This is a genomic window from Pseudomonas sp. Choline-02u-1, assembly GCF_002836515.1.
Taxonomy (GTDB): domain Bacteria; phylum Pseudomonadota; class Gammaproteobacteria; order Pseudomonadales; family Pseudomonadaceae; genus Aquipseudomonas.
In genome coordinates, this window is sequence record NZ_PJBC01000059.1 from 213221 (window position 1) to 232371 (window position 19151).

Below are 19151 nucleotides of genomic sequence, written 5' to 3' on the forward strand. Positions count from 1 at the left end.
ACGGGCAGCCGCTGACGATCGTGGCCCGGCAGTAACAGCGCCGGGCCATCAACAGAGAGCCGCGAGCACGCGGTTGTTTTCCGGCCGACCCTGCGTCGGCCGTTTCATGGGGAGTTCACAGTGAATCCGGTCAAAGTAGGCATCTGTGGGTTAGGGACCGTCGGTGGCGGTACCTTCAACGTACTTCAGCGCAACGCCGAGGAAATTGCTCGTCGTGCCGGGCGTGGGATCGAAGTGGCACAAATTGCCACGCGCACGCCAAAGCCTCAGTTCCAGACGACCGGTATTGCGATTACCAACGATGTCTTCGAAGTGGCCACGAACCCTGAGATCGACATCGTCATAGAGCTGATGGGCGGCTACACCGTCGCCCGCGAGCTGGTACTCAAGGCCATCGAGAATGGCAAGCATGTGGTCACCGCGAACAAGGCGCTGATAGCCGTTCACGGTAATGAGATTTTCGCCAGGGCACGCGAGAAAGGCGTGATCGTGGCGTTCGAAGCAGCCGTGGCTGGTGGCATTCCAGTGATCAAGGCGATCCGCGAAGGCCTGTCCGCCAACCGCATCAACTGGGTCGCCGGGATCATCAACGGCACCGGCAACTTCATCCTCACCGAAATGCGCGAGAAGGGCCGAACGTTCGAAGACGTGCTCGCCGAAGCGCAAGCGCTGGGTTATGCCGAAGCCGATCCGACGTTCGACGTCGAAGGCATCGATGCCGCGCACAAGCTGACCATTCTGGCGTCGATTGCTTTCGGTATTCCGCTGCAATTCGACAAGGCTTACACCGAGGGCATCACCAAGCTGACCACCGCCGACGTCAACTACGCCGAAGCACTGGGCTATCGCATCAAGCACCTCGGTGTGGCGCGCAGCACTGACGCCGGCATCGAGTTGCGGGTGCACCCGACGCTGATCCCGGCCGATCGCCTGATCGCCAACGTCAATGGCGTGATGAACGCCGTCATGGTCAACGGTGATGCCGCCGGTTCGACGCTGTTCTACGGCGCCGGCGCTGGCATGGAGCCGACTGCTTCGTCGGTGATCGCCGACCTGGTGGACGTGGTTCGCGCGATGACTTCCGACCCGGAAAATCGTGTACCGCACCTGGCCTTCCAGCCGGACTCGCTGTCGGCGCATCCGATCCTGCCGATCGAAGCCTGTGAAAGCGCGTACTACCTGCGCATACACGCCAAGGACCATCCGGGCGTGCTGGCTCAAGTGGCAAGCATCCTGTCGGAGCGCGGCATCAATATCGAATCGATCATGCAGAAGGAAGTCGAAGAGCATGACGGCCTGGTGCCGATGATCCTGCTGACTCATCGCGTGGTCGAGCAGCGCATCAACGATGCGATCACTGCGCTGGAAGCACTGGCTGGCGTCGACGGCCCGGTTGTACGGATCCGTGTCGAACATTTGAATTAACAGCAGCGGCAAGCTGCAAGCTACAAGCGCCAAGACAAAGCGGTTCGGCTTTACTGGCAGCTTGCAGCTTGAGGCTTGCCGCTCAAACCAAAGGTTTGCCCTTATGCGTTATATCAGTACTCGCGGCCAGGCCCCGGCCCTGAATTTCGAAGAGGTCCTGCTGGCTGGTCTGGCGACCGACGGCGGTTTGTACGTCCCGGAAAACCTGCCACGTTTCACTCAGGAAGAAATTGCTTCCTGGGCTGGCCTGCCGTATCACGAGCTGGCCTTCCGGGTAATGCGCCCGTTCGTCACCGGCAGCATTCCCGACGCCGATTTCAAGAAAATCCTCGAAGAAACCTACGGTGTGTTTGCCCACAGCGCTGTGGCGCCACTGCGTCAGTTGAATGGCAATGAGTGGGTGCTGGAGCTGTTCCACGGTCCGACCCTGGCGTTCAAGGATTTCGCCCTGCAACTGCTCGGTCGTCTGCTCGACTACGTGCTGGAAAAGCGCGGCGAGCGTGTGGTGATCGTTGGCGCCACGTCCGGCGACACCGGCTCGGCAGCCATCGAGGGCTGCAAGCATTGCGAAAACGTCGACATTTTCATCCTGCACCCGCATCAGCGAGTGTCGGAAGTACAGCGTCGGCAGATGACGACGATCTTCGGCGAGAACATCCACAACCTCGCCATCGAAGGCAACTTCGATGACTGCCAGGAAATGGTCAAGAACAGCTTCGCCGACCAAAGCTTCCTCAAGGGTACGCGTCTGGTGGCGGTGAATTCGATCAACTGGGCGCGGATCATGGCTCAGATCGTCTACTACTTCCACGCCTCGCTGCAGTTGGGCGGGCCGGCGCGTTCTGTGTCGTTCTCGGTGCCGACCGGCAACTTCGGCGACATCTTCGCTGGTTACCTGGCGCGCAACATGGGTCTGCCAATCAACCAGTTGATCGTCGCCACCAACCGCAACGACATCCTGCACCGCTTCATGAGCGGCAACCAGTACGTCAAGGAAACCCTGCACGCGACCTTGTCGCCGTCGATGGACATCATGGTTTCGTCGAACTTCGAGCGCCTGCTGTTCGACCTTCACGGTCGCAACGGTGCGGCGATTACCGGCCTGATGGACGCGTTCAAAAAGGATGGCAGCTTCAGCGTCGAACAAGAGCGCTGGACCGAAGCGCGCAAACTGTTCGACTCGCTGGCAGTGGACGATGCGCAGACTTGCGAAACCATCGCCGAGGTCTACGAGCAGAGCGGTGAAGTCCTTGATCCGCACACCGCCATCGGCGTGAAAGCCGCGCGCGAATGCCGTCGTAGTCTGGACATCCCGATGGTGATTCTGGGCACTGCCCACCCGGTCAAGTTTCCTGAGGCAGTGGAGAAAGCAGGTGTAGGAAAAGCGCTCGAACTGCCTGCACATCTTTCTGATTTGTTTGAGCGAAACGAGCGCTGCACGGTTCTGCCAAACGACCTTAAAGCCGTGCAAGCCTTTGTCAGCCAGCATGGCAACCGCGGCAAGCCCCTGTAAGCCCATAAAAGCTGTCACATTTTGAAGCCCGTCTCCTGACGGGCTTTTTTGTTTCTGCTGCCACACTGCTCGGGTTTTCACCCACGAAGGAGGGGTGAGTCGATCACGAAGGAAATGGCAATGCTGTTTTACAGAGGTTTGAAACCGGCGCTGGGCTGGTTGTTTATGTTGGCGCTGCTGGGATGGATGCACAGCGGCGTGGCAGCGCAAATGGTACGCGATCAGACGAATGCGTCCGTCAATGTGCAGCCTGTCGAACTCGACGCACGCGAGCGTCAATGGCTTCGCGAAAACCCGAAGGTGACGGTGGCGTCGGTGCAGTATCCGCTGTATCTGTTTCAGGACGAGCACGGGCAATGGAGCGGTCTGAACAATGATGTGCTCAAGCGTGTCACTGCGATGACCGGGCTGCAATTCGAGCATCAGGAATCCTTTTCCACCAATCACATGCTCGAACGTCTGCAAAGTGGGGTCGCGGACATCAGTACAACCTTGGCCATGAGCGATGATCGCAAGCTGTTCCTTGATTTCAGCCATGCGTTCGGCGGGGCGGGCTGGGTGTTCGTCGGGCACGCCAGCGCGCCGAGTGTGGAATCTTTCGAACAATTGGCGAAACGTGTTGTGGTGCTGCCGGCCCGGCATGCGCTCGAAGATGTGATCCGGCGTGACTATCCGTCGATTGAAATTCTTTCTGTAAAAACTTATGCCGAAGCGCGAGCGTTGGTCGAGAGTGGTGAAGCCTATGCCACGATCGAAAACGAAATCGGCGCGCAGCTCTATCCGTTGGGCATGCTCAAAGTCGGTGGCTTGGTGGAGGGCAAGTGGGAAGCCGATCATCTGGCTGTACGAAAGGGCATGCCAGAGTTGCTGAGTATTCTCAACAAGGCGCTGGAAGCTTTCCCGGCCGCTGAGTTGCGAGCGATCCGACTCAAATGGCTCGAAGGTATTTCGCCGGCACCCGTCCCATCGATCTGGCAGCAGTTGGTCGGGTGGGGATGCTGGGCAATGGGGGGTATTGGCGTTTTCGGAATGCTGTCGTTGGTGTGGAACAGACGCTTGGCGGCAGTGATCAAGTTGCGCTGTGAAGCAGAAAAGGAATTGGGTGATCAGTTGGCTTTTCAGCACGCCCTGATTGATTCCATGCCGGATCCGGTGTTCGTGCGCGATCTGCAGGGACGCCTGATCATCTGCAACCGCAGCTACGAAGAGGCGCTGTCGGTGCGCCTGGATCAGATGCAGGGGCGTTTGCTGATCGAGGTCGACGCGCTGCCTGAAAGTACCGCGCGGATGCTGCACGACGAGTATGTCTCGCAGTTGCAAACGCGCAAGTCGCGCTTCAGTAAGCGCGAGTTGCTATTCAATGGCGGGCCACGTGAGATCTATCACTGGACGGTGCCGTTTTACAGCGGTGACGGCAAACTGCGCGGCTTGTTGGGTGGCTGGACCGACATCACCCAGCGTCGGACCGAGAGCGGCTGCCGATGTCTGCATTAAAGAAGGGAAATGTCCTGCAAGACGCGGCTACTTTTCTGATGGGAGGCTTAAGACGCCTGGCCTAGAGTGAACGATAACTGCGGTGAGAGTCCGCGATGATCGCTTCAGAGGTCGCCCATGCGCTCGCTTAAAGTCCTGATTCTTGAACCCAACCCGTTCCAACTGATGGCATTGCATCAAATGCTCAATGCCATTGGCATCTACGACGTTTTGACGGCGCCTTCGCTTGCCTCAGCCTTGTGTTCATTAGGGCATCGCGGCGCAGTTGATATTGCCATCTGCGATCCGCAGCTCAAGGGTGGCGATGGACTGGCTTTGATTCATCACCTGGCGGCGCACCATGAGGCCCGTGCGCTGATTCTGCTGGGCTCGGTCGCGCAGAGCTTGTTGAGTGATCTGGAACCGGTACTTTGCCAACAACGCCTGCGCCTGCTGGGACGGCTGCAAACGCCGGTCTCGGCAGTGTTGATGAGAGCTCTGCTCGACAGCTATCTGATCACGTCGCAAGCACTTGTCGAGGCCTGAAACCGGCGGTTGTTTTTCTGTCATCTTCGCCGTGCATGCTTTGTCAGACGCGGACCCGCAAGGTCGGGACGCGACAGGCAGAACTTTCTTCTCGGGCCGGTGGTCATTTAATGTGAACACGCCCCAGGCACTGTGTTTTCGGACTATTGAGTGGAGATCGAGATGGAAAGTATCAGTCTATTGCTCGGTGAGGCTCTGAGCCCGTATCAGGTGACGCTGACCCCGCGCGGCAGCCATGGTGAATGTCTGGTGACGCTGAAGAACAGCAGCGGCGCCATTGTGGTGGAACGCGAATTCAATCAGGCCCAGTTGAGCGACAAGCGCTTGCTGACCGACGTGGTGGACGGCCTGCACCGTGACGTGATGATCGCCGAAGGACGGCTGGAACCCTGCGTCATTGCGGCGTTGCGCAACGCCGCTCTGGACAAGCGTCCGGCCCTGTAAAGATGAAATATCTTTTGTGGGAACCTTCCTGCATTCCTGTCAGTCAGACCCCATAACAGCGAGATCAAGCATTGTGCTCCGGTGCTTGTCGCTTGCTGCTACGGGTCTCGAAGCAGACCCCGTTTAACCCCGAGTCGTCTCCCCACTTCTCGGGGTTTCTTTTGCCCGTCGTTTGCTCAATGCGCGGCTTGTTGCTCGAAAAAGCGAAGCGCCCGGTGGTGCTCAAATGGCCCCGTCTTCACGCAGCCGAGCGATTTGCGCCGCGTCGTAGCCCAGATCGCCAAGCACCTGCGCATTGTGTTCGCCAAGCTGCGGTCCGACCCACTCGGACGCGCCCGGTGTTTCGGACAGTTTCGGCACGATGCCGGGCATCTTGAAATCCTTGCCGTCCGGCAGCTTGGCATGGAGGAACATTTCCCGCGCCAGGTATTGCGGATCGCTGAACATGTCTTCGGCGCTGAAGATCCTGCTGACCGGCACATCGGCCTGGTTGAGCCGGTCGAGTACAGTTTGCAGTGGCAGCGAATTGACCCAGCGATCTATCACGCCATACAACTCGTCACGGCGACTGTCGCGGCCGTCATTGCTGGCCAGCGCAGGGTCATTGGCAAGATCTTCGCGGCCAATCACGAGCATGAAGCGTTTGAAGATTGCATCACCATTGGCGCCGATCTGCACATGTTTGCCGTCGGCGCTGGTGTGGATCGAGGAGGGCGTGATACCCGGCATGATGTTGCCGCTGCGCTCGCGGATGAAACCGAAGACGTCGAACTCCGGCACCATGCTTTCCATCATGGCGAAAATGGCTTCATACAGGGCAACGTCGACCACTTGGCCGTGTCCACCATTGACCTCGCGATGACGCAGCGCCATCAGCGCGCCGATCACGCCCCACAGCGCGGCAATCGAATCGCCGATGGAAATCCCGGTGCGCACCGGGGGCCGATCCTCGAAACCGGTGATGTAACGCAAGCCGCCCATGGATTCGCCAACCGCGCCGAAGCCTGGCTGATCCTTCATCGGCCCGGTCTGACCGAAACCGGACAAGCGCACCATCACCAGTTTCGGGTTGAGTGCGTGCAGGGTTTCCCAGCTCAGACCGAGTTTTTCCAGTACGCCGGGGCGGAAATTCTCGATGAGGATGTCGGCTTCGCCCAGCAGTTGTTTCAGGATCGCCAAACCGTCAGGGTGTTTGAGGTTCAGGGTCAGGGACTTTTTGTTGCGTGCCTGAACGAACCACCAGAGGGAGGTGCCTTCGTACAACTTGCGCCACTTGCGCAGAGGATCGCCGCCGTCCGGCGATTCGATCTTGATCACTTCGGCGCCGAATTCGCCGCAAATGCGCGAGGCAAACGGCCCGGCGATCAGCGTACCCAATTCAATGACTTTCAGACCCGAGAGCGGTTTGCTGGTAAACGGCATGCGAAATCCTGTAGGACAAGGCTGAGCGGATACAGGGTTTTAACATAGCCGACGGTCAGACGCCGCAGCTTGATTGCCATCAATTCGATGATTGCCTGTGGCATCGGTTAGACTTGCCGACTTTCCTCGTATCAAGAAGCCCGTTCATGGCCCAGCCGTCCACTACCTACAAATTTGAACTGAACCTCACCGACCTCGACCGCAGCGTCTACGAGAGCGTCAAGCAGACTATCGCCCGTCATCCTTCGGAGACCGAAGAGCGCATGACCGTGCGGCTGCTGGCCTACGCGCTCTGGTACAACGAGCAGCTGTCGTTCGGCCGTGGTCTGTCAGACGTGGATGAACCGGCCTTGTGGGAAAAGAGCCTGGACGACCGTGTTCTGCACTGGATTGAAGTCGGCCAGCCGGATGCCGATCGCCTGACCTGGTGCTCGCGCCGCACCGAACGCACCAGCCTGCTGGCCTACGGCAGCCTGCGCGTATGGGAAACCAAGGTGATCCCGGCGATCAAGAACCTGAAAAACGTCAACATCGCAGCCGTTCCGCAAGAAGTGCTGGAGACCCTGGCCAAGGACATGCCGCGTGTCATCAAGTGGGACGTGATGATCAGCGAAGGCACAATCTTCGTCACCGACGACCGCGGCCAACACGAAGTCCAGTTGCAATGGCTGCAAGGTGAGCGCGGCTGAGTTCGCGAAACCGCTGATATTTCCCACGAATCAAAGAGAAGCCTCCGTCGCCCCATGCGTATCGAACCTCGTCAACTGCCTGCAACGCTGCCTTTCCTCGGTGATCTGCCGCCCCTGCTGACCCGCCTGTATGCGGCGCGGGGCGTGCTGTCGGAGGCGGAGCTGGACAAGAGTCTGGCGCGCTTGATTCCGTTCCAGCAGCTCAAAGGCATCGACGCGGCGGTAGCCCTGCTGGTGACGGCACTGGAGCAACGCCAGCGCATTCTCATTGTTGGCGACTTCGACGCAGACGGCGCCACTGCCAGCACCGTGGGTGTCCTCGGCCTGCGCCTGCTGGGCGCGGCGCACGTCGATTATCTGGTGCCGAACCGTTTCGAATACGGCTATGGCCTGACGCCGGAAATCGTCGAAGTCGCGCTGACCCGCGAACCGCAACTATTGATCACCGTCGACAATGGTATTTCCAGTGTCGAAGGCGTCGCGGCGGCCAAGCGTGCCGGACTGAAAGTATTGATCACTGACCACCACTTGCCCGGCGACGAACTGCCGCAAGCCGATGCGCTGGTCAACCCGAACCAGCCGGGCTGCGAATTTCCGAGCAAGGCGCTGGCCGGCGTCGGGGTGATTTTCTATGTTCTGATGGCATTGCGCGCGCGCCTGCGCAGCCTCGGCTGGTACGAGAGCAAGCCGCAACCGAACATCGGCGAACTGCTTGATCTGGTGGCCCTGGGCAGCGTCGCCGATGTGGTGCCGCTGGACGCCAACAACCGCATTCTGGTGCATCAGGGGCTCGAGCGAATTCGGGCCGGCCGGGCGCGACCGGGGATCAAAGCGATACTGGAAGTGGCCAAGCGTGACGCGGCGCGGATCACTTCCACCGACCTGGGCTTCATCGTCGGCCCGCGCCTGAACGCCGCCGGGCGTCTGGACGACATGAGCCTGGGCATCGAATGCCTGCTCACTGCCGATGCCAATCGGGCCCGGGAAATGGCCGCGCAACTGGACGGCATGAACCAGGATCGCAAATCCATCGAGCAGGGCATGCAGCGTGAAGCACTGGCGCAGCTCAAGGACTTGCCGGTGGAGTCGATGCCGTTTGGTCTGTGCCTGTTCGATCCGGAGTGGCACCAGGGTGTGATCGGCATCCTTGCCTCGCGCATGAAAGAGCGCTATTTCCGCCCGACCATTGCGTTCGCCGATGCCGGTGATGGCTTGCTCAAGGGCTCCGGACGCTCTGTGCAGGGCTTTCATATTCGCGATGCGCTGAGCGTCGTCGCGGCGCAGCATCCAAATCTGATCGCCAAGTACGGTGGCCACGCGATGGCGGCCGGACTGACCTTGCCGCAGGAGAATTTTGCGCTGTTCGCCGAGGCATTCGACGCTGAGGTGCGTAGGCAACTTCGCGAAGAAGACCTCACCGGGCGCATGTTGTCGGATGGCACGCTCGCCGTCGAAGAATTCCACCTGGAACTGGCCCGCGCCTTGCGCCATGCCGGGCCTTGGGGGCAACACTTCCCGGAGCCGCTGTTTCACGGTGTGTTTCAATTGGTCGAGCAGCGCGTGGTCGGCGAGCGGCATCTGAAAGTGGTACTCAAAAGCGAATGCGGTTCGGTGAAGCTCGATGGCATCGCGTTTGGCATTGATCGCGATGTGTGGCCGAACCCGACGATCCAGTGGGTTGAACTGGCTTACAAGCTCGACGTTAACGAGTTTCGCGGCAACGAGACTGTGCAGTTGATGATTGCCCACATCGAACCGCGCTGAAGATCAAAAGGTCGCAGCCTTCGGCCGCTCCTGCAGGGAATCGCATTTTCTATGCTGGAGCTGCCCGAAGGCTGCGATCTTTTCTGGAACCCCTCGAGATCCCCCATTGTCGACTAGGCTCTAAGCACTGCTTGATTGGCCTTGTGACGTCTTGTCGAATTTTGCCCGCGGGGGCGGGTGTTGCACCCTTTTTCTGTCACTCGTCGACTTTTCAAACAGAACCCTGGAGCCTGCCCACTGATTCGAGAGGTGCCCCATGAGTCTGCTGCTTGAACCTTTTACCCTTCGCCAACTGACCTTGCCCAACCGCATCGCCGTGTCGCCGATGTGCCAGTACTCCAGCGTCGACGGCCTGGCCAACGACTGGCATCTGGTGCACTTGGGCAGCCGCGCGGTGGGTGGTGCCGGTCTGGTGTTTACCGAAGCCACGGCGGTTACCGCTGACGGGCGCATCACTGCCGAAGACCTCGGTTTGTGGAACGACGAACAGATCGCGCCGCTGCAACGCATCACCCGTTTCATCACCGCTCAAGGCGCGGTCGCCGGTATTCAACTGGCCCACGCCGGGCGTAAGGCCAGCACCCATCGGCCGTGGATCGGCAAGCATGGCAGCGTCAAACCGGAAGATGGCGGCTGGACCCCGGTCGGGCCATCACCGATTGCCTTCGACCCGCAGCACACGCAACCGAAGCAGCTGGATGAAGGGCAGATCGCCGAAGTGATTCAGGCCTTCGTCGATGCGGCCAAACGTGCGCTGACGGCGGGTTTCAGCGTGGTTGAGGTGCATGCCGCGCACGGCTATCTGCTGCATCAGTTTCTTTCGCCGCTGAGCAATCAACGCCGCGATCAATATGGTGGCTCGTTCGAGAATCGTATCCGTCTGGTGCTGCAAGTCACTGAAGCGGTGAGGGCGGTGTGGCCCGAGCAATTGCCTGTATTCGTTCGCGTCTCGGCGACCGATTGGGTGGAAGATGGCTGGAATCCGGATGAGACCGTCGAGCTTGCGCGTCGCCTTCATACGCTGGGCGCCGATCTTATTGACGTGTCTTCAGGAGGGACCGCTGCAAACGCGGAAATCCCGGTTGGGCCCGGTTATCAGACGCGCTTCGCCGAACGTGTACGCAAAGAGTCAGGCATTGCCACCGGCACCGTCGGAATGATTACCGAGCCTGCGCAGGCCGAACACATTTTGCGCACTTGCCAGGCCGATATCATCTTCCTCGCTCGCGAGCTGCTGCGTGATCCGTACTGGCCGCTGCATGCCGACGATGATCTGGGCGGGCGCAAAGCGGTGTGGCCGGCGCAGTATCAGCGGGCGACGCATCGGGATCAGCCGATTCATGAATCGGATATGCGGGATTGACTGAAGGCTGGAAAGCAAAGCCCCGAGCCAGTGATGGTCGGGGCTTTTGTGTGCTCGAGTGTTTTGTATTGCCTGAGCAGGCCTCTTCGCGAGCACGCCCGCTCCCCACAGGAATACAAATTCCAATTGTGGGAGCGAGCCTGCTCGCGAATGGCGCCTGAGCTGGGCTTCAAGTCCTCAAGGGTACTTACGCTTGTCCGGCGCCGGCGGGAAATACTGGTACAACCAGGTCTCGCTCAATGTGCGGTCATTGGTGCGAATGAACAGGCGCAGCTCCACCGGCTCGACGCTGTCATTGGTCGGGTACCAGTCGAACAGGATCCGGTAACCCTTGATGTCATCCAGTACCAGCACACTGAAGTCCTGCACCTTGCCGTTGGAACAAGTGATCACCGGTTCGATCCCGGTGCCCTGCGGCAAGCGCTCCAGACCGCCACCGGTGAAGTCCACGGCAAAACGGCGCGCCCACACTTTCGGGTAATGCTCGCCGGGTGCCCAGCCTTCGGTGAACCCACCCATGCCGGAGCGGGTCGCATGCACCCGGGCCAACGGCGTACCCACTGGCGGTAAGGCGCTCCAGTACAGCTTGTAACCGTAATTCAGCGAATCACCTGCCGCGACGGGTTTTTTTGGCGTCCAGAAGGCAACGATGTTATCCAGCGTCTCGCCGGTCGTAGGAATTTCCAGCAGATCGATCGAGCCTTCGCCCCAAGCGGTTGTTGGTTCTACCCACAGGCTCGGGCGCTTGCTGTACCAGTCGACAGTGTCCTGATAGTTGGCAAATTCGTGATCGGTCTGCACCAAGCCAAAACCCTTCGGATCGGTGTCGGCAAATGCGTTGAATTGCAGCGTCGCCGGGTTGTTCAACGGACGGCAGATCCATTCGCCATTGCCGCGCCACATGGCCAGGCGATCGGAGTCATGAATCTGCGGATGAATGGTGTCGCACATGCGCCGTTCGTGAGTGCCACAGCTGAACATACTGGTCATCGGTGAAATGCCCAACTGTTCGATGGCGGTACGCGCATTGATGTGCGCATCGATTTCCATGACGACACGTTCGGCCTGGCAATCGATATCGAAGCGATAGGCGCCAGTAGCGCTCGGCGAGTCGAGCAGGGCATAAACCACAAACCGCGTGGCGTTCTTGTCCGGCGTCTCGAACCAGAATTGGGTGAAGTCGGGAAACTCCTCGCGCTTCTTCGCGTAGGTGTCGATGGCCAGGCCGCGCGCGGAGAGGCCATATTGGCCAGTGGCGTCGACCGCACGGAAATAGCTGGCGCCGAGAAACGACACCACGTCATGCCGATCCAGCTCCGGCGCCTTGAACAACTTGAAGCCGGCAAAACCCAGGTCGCCCTTGAGCTGCTGGGTGTCGACCGAAGTGTTTTCATAATTGAACAGCGCCGGGCGGAAATGTACTTCGCGCGCCATGCGTGTCTTGGGATCAACGCTGTACATGCGCACCGGCTGACGGAAACCCATGCCGACGTGGAAGAACTGTACGTCCAGCTGGCCTTTGTTTTCTTTCCATAGGGAGTGTTCGCCGTCGTAGCGGATCGCGTTGAAATTCTGCGGCGTCATGGTCGCCAGAGTTGGTGGCAACACCTGTTTCGTATCCTGATAGGCACTGCCGGCGAGCTGCTTGGCCTGACGCTTCAACGACTCGAAATCGAAGGCCTGGGCCTCACCATCAGCGGCGCCACCATTGGCAGCCCAAGCGCGAGCCGCTAGCAGGCCAGACGCGGAAAGACCGGTATAGGCCGCAATGGCCATGGACGCTTTGAGCAAATTCCTGCGGTGCATAAATACAACCTGTCGTGTGCAATCCAGCGCCGTTCCTGGCACCTGTCGGATCGGAAATTACGGTTCGGTCATGCCTTCGGCCAAACGCAACGGACTATAAACAGATGCCCGCTAGCTTAATCGGTTCGATTGTCGGGCAAAAAGGCTTGTTTGCATCGTGTCATCTGGCAATGAAACAAGACATGTCTGTAACTTTTCTGACAGGACTCTCTGATTTAGAGGGCATATCTGCTTTTGTCGATTAATTACTCTAAAAACCACTTTTCAACGCCGATTTAATTCCTATGCTATGGACAAGACCGGATACAAGCCTTCGTGCCGGCGGGGCACACGACGCTGCTCGAAGAGGCAGGGCGATGTGAGGTTCAGCAGTTTCTTGACTCAACAGAGAAGGACATCGTCCATGGCAAAAATACAGAGCATCACCGAAATCCTGGGCATCTTCCCTTGCTTGGGCGGCGGACGCAGAAGACGCCGTCTCAATTCCGACGAGTTGAAACTGGTGGAACGTTATCGAGAGCTGTCGGAAAGCGACCGGATCGCCATGCGCTATCTGGTGGATGCGATGCGCAGTGTTTCGCGATTCTAATAGAGGAGGGGAAAGGGGCAGGCCGAAAAGCCTGCGCCTTTCATTGCGTAACGTGCGAACCGGGCTCTTGCGAGCAGCGAGCAACATCTGGAAGCACACTGGGAAGTCGGGACCGGGCACTTTCGAACTAGGCTGAGGGCCTTAGATCCGGATAACCCTTGTTTGGAGACGGAACATGAACACCCGTGGATTGCTCGATCAACTGCTCAAGTCCGGGCAGGAAATGCTGCAGAACAAGGCCGGCGGCGGTTCCAGCAAGTCGGCTGCCGGCGGACTCGGTGGTCTGCTCGGTGGCTCGCCTGGCTCCAGCGGCCTCGGGGGATTGCTCTCCGGCGCGGGCGGCGGCGCATTGGCCGCAGGCGCGATGGGCCTGCTGCTAGGCAATAAAAAGGTCCGCAAAGTCGGCGGTAAAGTGGCGATCTATGGCGGCCTGGCCGCATTGGGCGTGCTGGCGTACAAAGCCTACGGCAACTACAACGCGCAGAAAGGCAGCGCACCACAACGCGAACCGCAAACCCTCGACCGCCTGCCTCCAGCGCAGGTCGAGGAGCATAGCCAGGCGATCCTCAAAGCTTTGGTCGCCGCCGCCAAAGCCGATGGCCACATCGACGAGCGCGAGCGCGAACTGATCGAAGGTGAATTCACCAAAATCGACAGCGACCAGGAACTGCAACACTGGCTCCACGCCGAACTCAACAAACCCCTCGACCCCACCGACGTCGCCCGCGCGGCGAACACGCCGGAAATGGCGGCGGAGATGTACATCGCCAGTGTGATGCTGGTGGATGAGGAGAATTTTATGGAGAAAAGCTATCTGGATGAGCTGGCGCGGCAGTTGAAGCTGGAGCCGGGGTTGAAGGTGGAGTTGGAGAGGCAGGTGCGGTTGGCGGGGGCGGATAGCGTGTAATCGAAGTGGCGATCGCCCGGCATCAGCAGGCGGTTGCACTTTTACGTTAGCTAAACTTTCTGCGTTTCAGTCGTTCTCGTAACGGCGTTGAATCGATCTTTGTCCCGATGGCGGACAGTGCGCATGCCGCTGGCTCTGTACATAATTTTGGTACTGGCCGCGTAATAGAGCTGGCGAATAGATCACTAGTAATCGGTGATTAGCTCGCTGATGTCGTCGCCAAATCCGTTTTGTTCAACAGTCGACCGTTGAGGTCTGAGTTGGCGGCTCTGCCGTCGGGAAAGTTTCCTTCTGCTAGCAATATTTGTATAGGGATGTGTCGCCCGTAATTATTGTTGTATCTTTCTCTGTCCACACGCTGTTGATGTTGTTGATGACCAGTTGTAGGTTGGTTGGGTTTTGAAAAAAAATGATAGAAGAGTTCGAAGTATAATTCTTCGATCAAACTTGCTGTTAGGTTTGGACGGGTATTCAGAAGTTCGTTGGAAATCGGGTAATCAACTGTCGCAAGCTCCGGAATGTCCACGTCGTCTTGCTCGGAATCGTCAATCCCGCATTCCGAAATAAACGTGTTTGCAATAATTTCAAACTCTCTTGGAAAGTCGCCGGGCTTGATTTGCAGTATGTAGGGCTGAGTTTTGATCGTAACCTTCTCTTCGAATCCCAAGCTTCTATAAGATACGGTATTTGGATTGACTGCGTTGCCTGAGTAATTAAATATCATGGTTTTTATTTCGCTGTTATCGGTTTGTTTGTCGAGATTTTTTACCCTAAAGAAAACTCTCCTTGCACTACACTACAGGTCTGAGGCCTTTTCCACATTAATTGCATCGGCAGCGACTGTGAACGCGCACTGCTTTAGCGTAGTGGGTTGCTCTAACAAATTTTGCAATTAATGAAATTTTAAAAGCACCATTTTTGCTAAATTCTGGATACCATCCGATGTCTATTCTTTGTTCGTTTGGGAATACTGCCTGTAAAGATCCTCTTTCAGGTTGTCTGAGATGAGTGCGATGTCGTAATCGATTAGGTTGGATAGTTAGTCGAAAATTACTTTTCCGCTGAGATGTATGATGTTTCGAAGTTTCATTAGGGCGCTTTTAATTGCGAGAGTAGGAAAAGGAGTTTAATTTATATTCGGCTTGTAAAAACAAATCTGACCCCTTTGCTTTCGATAGGGGGTTTAAAAGTAAAAGAACATTCCTGTATTGTATTTCAATGCAATTTCGTTTAGGTGTGTGAGCTTTCTTAACGTATCGGAGTTTGTAGTGATTAAATATTGTTGAAATATCTTGAGGGTTGATTCCAGTTCGGCGCGACCTTGTATTTTATCGTCTTCATAGACGTCGATAAGTTTGCTAAGTGTTTTGTTGATTTCCTCAATCACCCCCGTTTTTGACAGCCCTGAGAATTCCTCTTCTGAGAGGAATAGTTCTTCTAGGTCGCTAGGTAAGCATTCATTTAAATCCAGGCGATGCATTGCATCTTCGGATAAAGGTACTGAAACTGTTTTCATTTTTGTTGTTCCTTGTTGAAGTGGTTAACTTCGTTATATTTGCTTTGGGTTCTTCCGGCTTGCTTTCCGTTTGGAAGCGTTTTGTTACTAGGAGCAATTCCTTCTCATAAATTCTGAAATAGTTTCCGTTCATGTCTTCAATCACTTCTATCCTGTTCTGAGGGTTTTTGTATATTCTTTAACCTTTGTCCGTGGTGCTAATGATCGGTTTGCTTCCAGCGAATCTTTCAACGGCATTGTTTAAGTTTGCTTTAGAACAATTCGCAGAATATAGAGCCGCTCGGGCAGTTCCCCCTGTTTGGGGCGCTTTTTGGTCGCCTTCATCGACTTTTGGTTTTGTAGCGGAATTATCAGCACCGATGCCAGGCGTACAGTTTTCGCCTCCAGGACATCTATTCAACCTTAAGGATCCACCCACCACGTAGGGTTAGGCACGTACTTGGGGCTGCTCAGCGCACCCGCAAGCTTGATCGGATCGGGGGTCAAGAACCGTCCAGTCCCCGGTTGAAGTAGTGGTGACGGTTGTAATGTAACCCCGTCTCGGCGTCGAAATACTGCCCTTGAAAACGCAGCGGGTCATCGATTTCGCTGACGTCCAGCGCTGCAAAATTGTCGCAGGCGCGGTAGTTCGCGGACCACATGATTTCTCCGCTGTAGTCGGTGAGTTCCTGCGGCGTGCCGAGGTGGTCGAGTTGGTAGTAGAACGGGGCCACTTTTAGCGGGCCTTCACCGTCGAGCATTGCCAACGGGCGGAAGCTGCCCGGTTCATAGATGTAGCTGCGATAACGATTTTCTGCGCTTTCGGCGATCAATCGTTCGCCTTGCCAGAGAAATTCAGTGGTATGGCCGTCGACGGTTTTCTCGATGCGGCGGCCAAAGGCGTCGTATTGTAGCTTGCGGTGCTGCCACCCGTCAGGCTGACGCCGATCAGGCGGTGCGGGCAGTCGTAATTGTATTCAATGAAGAGCTTTGGCCGGTGCCACGGCGGTCGCGGACCAAATTTCCGTACGCGTCGTAGTCGTAGTGGCGGTCGCCCTGCATGAGCAGGCGATTGCCTTTGACGTTGGCGAGGTTGGCAGCAGGCAGGTCATTTTGTCCGAGGAGGTTGCCTGCCGGGTCGTGAGCGAAGCTCTCTGACATAGCGCCGCGTACGTTGATCTGGCGATCCAGTGGATCGTAGTGATAGCTGCGGTTGCCTTTCCGGCTGTCGTCAATGCCAGCGAGGTTACCGTTGGCGTAGTAGTTATACCGGCGCTGAAACAGGTGTTTGTCCCGTTAGCTGACGCTGTGTGCATGCAAGCGGCCCTGTTCAGCGTATTGGTATTTGCTTAGCAGCGAACCTTGCTGGCGCTCTTGTTCGCGACCAGCGCTGAATTGGGGGCTGGTCAGGCGGGAGCCGTTGAGGTCGATGCTGCTGAGTTGCCCACAAGGCTGATGGCGGTAATCGAGTTTGCTGCCTTCAGGCAAACGGCAGTGCTTGAGCTGGCCAGCGCTGTCGCATTCGTAGCGCAGAGTGCCCCAGCCTCGATGTTCCTCGATCAGTCGATCTTGCAGATCGTATTTACAGGCGAGCGGTCAATGGCCGTCGTTGACGTTAACGAGGCGATCAAGCGCGTCGTAGCTATAGTGAATCTCCTCACCATCGGGTAGCGTTTATACAATCAAGCGGCTTGCGGCATCACGCCGGTATTCGGTGACCAGTTCACTACCGTCGTCACCGAACTCGGTTTTCTTCAGCAGTTGGCCGTTGAGGTCGTACTGCCCCTGAATGTAATTGAGCGAGTTTGGTTTGTTAAGAATATTTGGTCGTCTAATATCCGTATATTGGGTCAAAATAAGATAGGGGAGGGTGATTTCTTTTCCAGTCTTCCGAGAACTCAATCCCTTTTGTGATTTCTATAGAATTCATTCTTTTAGCCAGCTCCGGGAGCAGTCGCTTTGCGTCTTCTGGTGCTGGTCCTGCCTCCAGTTTTGAAAGTAAAAGCGTCAAACCGTATGCTTTAATCAGATTTTCCGGATAACCAAGTTCATTGGATGGATCGGAGATCTTGTATGCGTAGGTGCCAACTGCATCTATGTGGCTGTGTTCCGCTGATTTTTTCACCCAGTGTGCTATCTCTTCTTTACTACCATTATGATCGTATAAGTAATTCGCATAAAGGAACATGCCTCGCGGGTTGCCGCCTTCCGATGACGCTTTAAACCATTTGATAATTGCTTTTTCTTTACTACCTGGAATCAAGAACCACCCGGCACCGCTTTTGTATGCGCTAGCCAGCAGTTGTTGTGCGTAACTGTCACCTGCTGCGGCCGCTTTCTCAAGCCATGGCAGGCCTTGACCGGCCGTATACAGGACTGTCATTGCCTCTGTGTCGCCTTTGGTTGCTCGTTCTTGAGCCGTTATTAGTAAACGCTCTCGCCAGTCGACTCCATTTTTATCTGTACAAGTTCCCATACTTCCGCACAAGTCATTTTTATTACTCAGACGGAGCATTGCATATAAAAAGCCTTGCTCAGCTGAAGCCTCATACCATTTTTTGGCGTCTGGAGTGATATAGCGCTGACTGAGTCTGATTGCTTCGCCCAAAAAATATTGTGCGTCACGATCCCCTGCCTCTGCAGCAATGTTGAGAAAGGGCTGGGAGGCGTACCAGTCGCTCTGCTGGAAAATAGCGATACCCGTGTATTTTGCATTTTTTTGTGTTGGTGTTAGTTCGGCGCTTACCGTGCCGCACAATGCAAAGTAGGCAAAAAATAACCAAATGTAATGCTTAATCAATGTTTGGCCCTTTATAGGTGCTTTTGATCTTCTGAATAGGTGCGAATGCTGGACCTTTGTATTCTGTGTGATAACCGCAATGGTCGTTTAATCGAGCGCCCATAGTCGAAACTAATGCCCTGTACCGGTTCCTCATATCGTTAGTGCCAACTTGCAATGACAAAACACGCTCGGCCATGAAGGTGTCCAATTTAAGCTTGTTTTGGCAGTAAACGGATCCTGCCTGACTTGGCCGCGCTCCGTCTCTGTTCATGCGGATAATCGATTCCTCAAACTGTAGGGAAGCATTAGCCTTGCTTGAAATCCAGGTTAAACACTTCTCTATTGCTCGCTGTTGTAGGAGATGTGTCTGTTCTTCGTCAAAAACTTCCGCTTGCTCATCTTGTTCGGGGGTGAAAGCTTTTGGAGGAGCGCATAATGTTAAAAGGAGAGGCCCTAAAGCCTCTGGCTGGAGATTAAAAACCCAGTCCCGTATAGCTTTCTGGTTCTTATCTCTAATTAATGTATAAGCTATCAACCCCCCACGCCCCCCCTCAGTCAGCGCCTCAAATATTCCTTTAACAATGGCATACCCACGCACATAGGCGAACGCCACATCGATACCAGTGGCGCCGAGGAAGCTCAGTTTTTGCAGGTAGTCCATGGCTTCGCCATCGACCCACTCAAGATCCTTGTATTGGTTCGCGGCCATTTCCTGTCGCACCAGTTCCGTCAGGGCCACGATGCTGTCGTAGCCGACTTCAAAGGTCAAATAACCTTTTACGCCTGCGCCCCAGACCAGGGCCCCCTTGATCGACAGCAATAGATGGCCGTTTTGCATCCGCAGCTGCATATCACCGGAGTAGCCGGCGCCGAGGGCTACGGCCATTTCCACTTCGAGTTTGGCCAGTGGACGCCACTGGTTGGCGGAGATGG

Annotated in this window: 15 protein-coding genes and 2 pseudogenes; 10 read left to right on the plus strand and 7 right to left on the minus strand. The window is 56.4% G+C overall.

The window, feature by feature from the left end; translation table 11 throughout:
* Nucleotides 1-120: 120 nt before the first annotated feature.
* From CXF97_RS16295 to CXF97_RS16315, 5 genes are all read left to right on the plus strand, one after another.
* Nucleotides 121-1425, plus strand: a complete 1305-nt coding sequence (locus tag CXF97_RS16295) for a homoserine dehydrogenase (RefSeq protein WP_039759108.1) — start codon at nucleotides 121-123, stop codon at nucleotides 1423-1425.
* A 103-nt stretch (nucleotides 1426-1528) separates the two neighbouring features.
* Nucleotides 1529-2938: a threonine synthase gene (gene thrC / locus CXF97_RS16300; protein ID WP_101159365.1), complete on the plus strand. Its 1410-nt coding sequence runs from the start codon at nucleotides 1529-1531 to the stop codon at nucleotides 2936-2938.
* A 120-nt stretch (nucleotides 2939-3058) separates the two neighbouring features.
* A complete protein-coding gene (locus CXF97_RS16305; protein ID WP_101159366.1) occupies nucleotides 3059-4432 on the plus strand; it encodes a transporter substrate-binding domain-containing protein in 1374 nt (457 codons plus the stop codon).
* Nucleotides 4433-4549: 117 nt separating this feature from the next.
* Complete coding sequence (locus CXF97_RS16310; protein ID WP_101159367.1) at nucleotides 4550-4957, plus strand: response regulator; 408 nt, start codon at nucleotides 4550-4552, stop codon at nucleotides 4955-4957.
* 162 nt (nucleotides 4958-5119) lie between these two features.
* Nucleotides 5120-5401, plus strand: coding sequence for a DUF3509 domain-containing protein (locus CXF97_RS16315; RefSeq protein ID WP_016771530.1), 282 nt, complete (start codon nucleotides 5120-5122; stop codon nucleotides 5399-5401).
* Nucleotides 5402-5623: 222 nt separating this feature from the next.
* On the opposite strand, the gene CXF97_RS16320 is transcribed toward CXF97_RS16315, so the two are convergent.
* A complete protein-coding gene (locus tag CXF97_RS16320; protein ID WP_101159368.1) occupies nucleotides 5624-6823 on the minus strand; it encodes a CaiB/BaiF CoA-transferase family protein in 1200 nt (399 codons plus the stop codon).
* Nucleotides 6824-6969: 146 nt separating this feature from the next.
* Here CXF97_RS16320 and CXF97_RS16325 point away from each other — a divergent pair, with 146 nt between their 5' ends.
* The 3 genes from CXF97_RS16325 (at nucleotide 6970) to CXF97_RS16335 (ending at nucleotide 10639) form a co-directional block, all read left to right on the plus strand.
* Complete coding sequence (locus CXF97_RS16325; RefSeq protein WP_007908961.1) at nucleotides 6970-7512, plus strand: YaeQ family protein; 543 nt, start codon at nucleotides 6970-6972, stop codon at nucleotides 7510-7512.
* Nucleotides 7513-7566: 54 nt separating this feature from the next.
* On the plus strand, nucleotides 7567-9276 hold the full coding sequence (gene recJ, locus CXF97_RS16330; RefSeq protein ID WP_101159369.1) for a single-stranded-DNA-specific exonuclease RecJ: 1710 nt from the start codon (nucleotides 7567-7569) through the stop codon (nucleotides 9274-9276).
* A gap of 256 nt (nucleotides 9277-9532) precedes the next feature.
* A complete protein-coding gene (locus CXF97_RS16335) occupies nucleotides 9533-10639 on the plus strand; it encodes an NADH:flavin oxidoreductase/NADH oxidase (protein WP_101159370.1) in 1107 nt (368 codons plus the stop codon).
* Nucleotides 10640-10816: 177 nt separating this feature from the next.
* Here CXF97_RS16335 and CXF97_RS16340 read toward each other — a convergent pair whose 3' ends face one another.
* On the minus strand, nucleotides 10817-12445 hold the full coding sequence (locus tag CXF97_RS16340; protein ID WP_101159371.1) for a glucan biosynthesis protein D: 1629 nt from the start codon (nucleotides 12443-12445) through the stop codon (nucleotides 10817-10819).
* Between the two features lie 403 nt (nucleotides 12446-12848).
* On the opposite strand from CXF97_RS16340, the gene CXF97_RS16345 reads away from it, so the two are divergent.
* Together CXF97_RS16345 and CXF97_RS16350 are read left to right on the plus strand one after the other, a co-directional pair.
* The gene (locus CXF97_RS16345; RefSeq protein WP_101159372.1) at nucleotides 12849-13034 is read left to right on the plus strand and encodes a hypothetical protein; all 186 of its coding nucleotides are present in this window, start codon (nucleotides 12849-12851) and stop codon (nucleotides 13032-13034) included.
* A 175-nt stretch (nucleotides 13035-13209) separates the two neighbouring features.
* On the plus strand, nucleotides 13210-13941 hold the full coding sequence (locus tag CXF97_RS16350; RefSeq protein ID WP_101159373.1) for a tellurite resistance TerB family protein: 732 nt from the start codon (nucleotides 13210-13212) through the stop codon (nucleotides 13939-13941).
* A 199-nt stretch (nucleotides 13942-14140) separates the two neighbouring features.
* Here the strand turns inward: CXF97_RS16350 and CXF97_RS16355 are convergent, their stop codons facing one another.
* The 5 genes and pseudogenes from CXF97_RS16355 to CXF97_RS16380 form a co-directional block, all read right to left on the minus strand.
* Nucleotides 14141-14665, minus strand: coding sequence for a hypothetical protein (locus CXF97_RS16355; protein ID WP_101159374.1), 525 nt, complete (start codon nucleotides 14663-14665; stop codon nucleotides 14141-14143).
* Nucleotides 14666-15124: 459 nt separating this feature from the next.
* Complete coding sequence (locus tag CXF97_RS16360) at nucleotides 15125-15457, minus strand: hypothetical protein (protein WP_101159375.1); 333 nt, start codon at nucleotides 15455-15457, stop codon at nucleotides 15125-15127.
* Between the two features lie 405 nt (nucleotides 15458-15862).
* A pseudogene (locus CXF97_RS28500) lies at nucleotides 15863-17218 on the minus strand (RHS repeat domain-containing protein); the annotation flags it as partial.
* 49 nt (nucleotides 17219-17267) lie between these two features.
* Nucleotides 17268-18236: a tetratricopeptide repeat protein gene (locus CXF97_RS16375; protein WP_101159377.1), complete on the minus strand. Its 969-nt coding sequence runs from the start codon at nucleotides 18234-18236 to the stop codon at nucleotides 17268-17270.
* Nucleotides 18229-19151, minus strand: a pseudogene (locus tag CXF97_RS16380) (hypothetical protein); the annotation flags it as partial. The gene CXF97_RS16375 and the pseudogene CXF97_RS16380, both read right to left, overlap by 8 nt.

Excerpts from the sequence above, each read along its gene's own strand:
- recJ (WP_101159369.1), top strand. The coding sequence starts at position 7,567 with ATGCGTATCGAACCTCGTCAACTGCCTGCAACGCTGCCTTTCCTCGGT.
- CXF97_RS16315 (WP_016771530.1), top strand. The coding sequence starts at position 5,120 with ATGGAAAGTATCAGTCTATTGCTCGGTGAGGCTCTGAGCCCGTATCAG.
- thrC (WP_101159365.1), top strand. The coding sequence starts at position 1,529 with ATGCGTTATATCAGTACTCGCGGCCAGGCCCCGGCCCTGAATTTCGAA.
- CXF97_RS16360 (WP_101159375.1), bottom strand. The coding sequence starts at position 15,457 with ATGAAAACAGTTTCAGTACCTTTATCCGAAGATGCAATGCATCGCCTG.
- CXF97_RS16345 (WP_101159372.1), top strand. The coding sequence starts at position 12,849 with ATGGCAAAAATACAGAGCATCACCGAAATCCTGGGCATCTTCCCTTGC.
- CXF97_RS16320 (WP_101159368.1), bottom strand. The coding sequence starts at position 6,823 with ATGCCGTTTACCAGCAAACCGCTCTCGGGTCTGAAAGTCATTGAATTG.
- CXF97_RS16355 (WP_101159374.1), bottom strand. The coding sequence starts at position 14,665 with ATGATATTTAATTACTCAGGCAACGCAGTCAATCCAAATACCGTATCT.
- CXF97_RS16350 (WP_101159373.1), top strand. The coding sequence starts at position 13,210 with ATGAACACCCGTGGATTGCTCGATCAACTGCTCAAGTCCGGGCAGGAA.
- CXF97_RS16340 (WP_101159371.1), bottom strand. The coding sequence starts at position 12,445 with ATGCACCGCAGGAATTTGCTCAAAGCGTCCATGGCCATTGCGGCCTAT.
- CXF97_RS16310 (WP_101159367.1), top strand. The coding sequence starts at position 4,550 with ATGCGCTCGCTTAAAGTCCTGATTCTTGAACCCAACCCGTTCCAACTG.
- CXF97_RS16335 (WP_101159370.1), top strand. The coding sequence starts at position 9,533 with ATGAGTCTGCTGCTTGAACCTTTTACCCTTCGCCAACTGACCTTGCCC.
- CXF97_RS16325 (WP_007908961.1), top strand. The coding sequence starts at position 6,970 with ATGGCCCAGCCGTCCACTACCTACAAATTTGAACTGAACCTCACCGAC.
- CXF97_RS16305 (WP_101159366.1), top strand. The coding sequence starts at position 3,059 with ATGCTGTTTTACAGAGGTTTGAAACCGGCGCTGGGCTGGTTGTTTATG.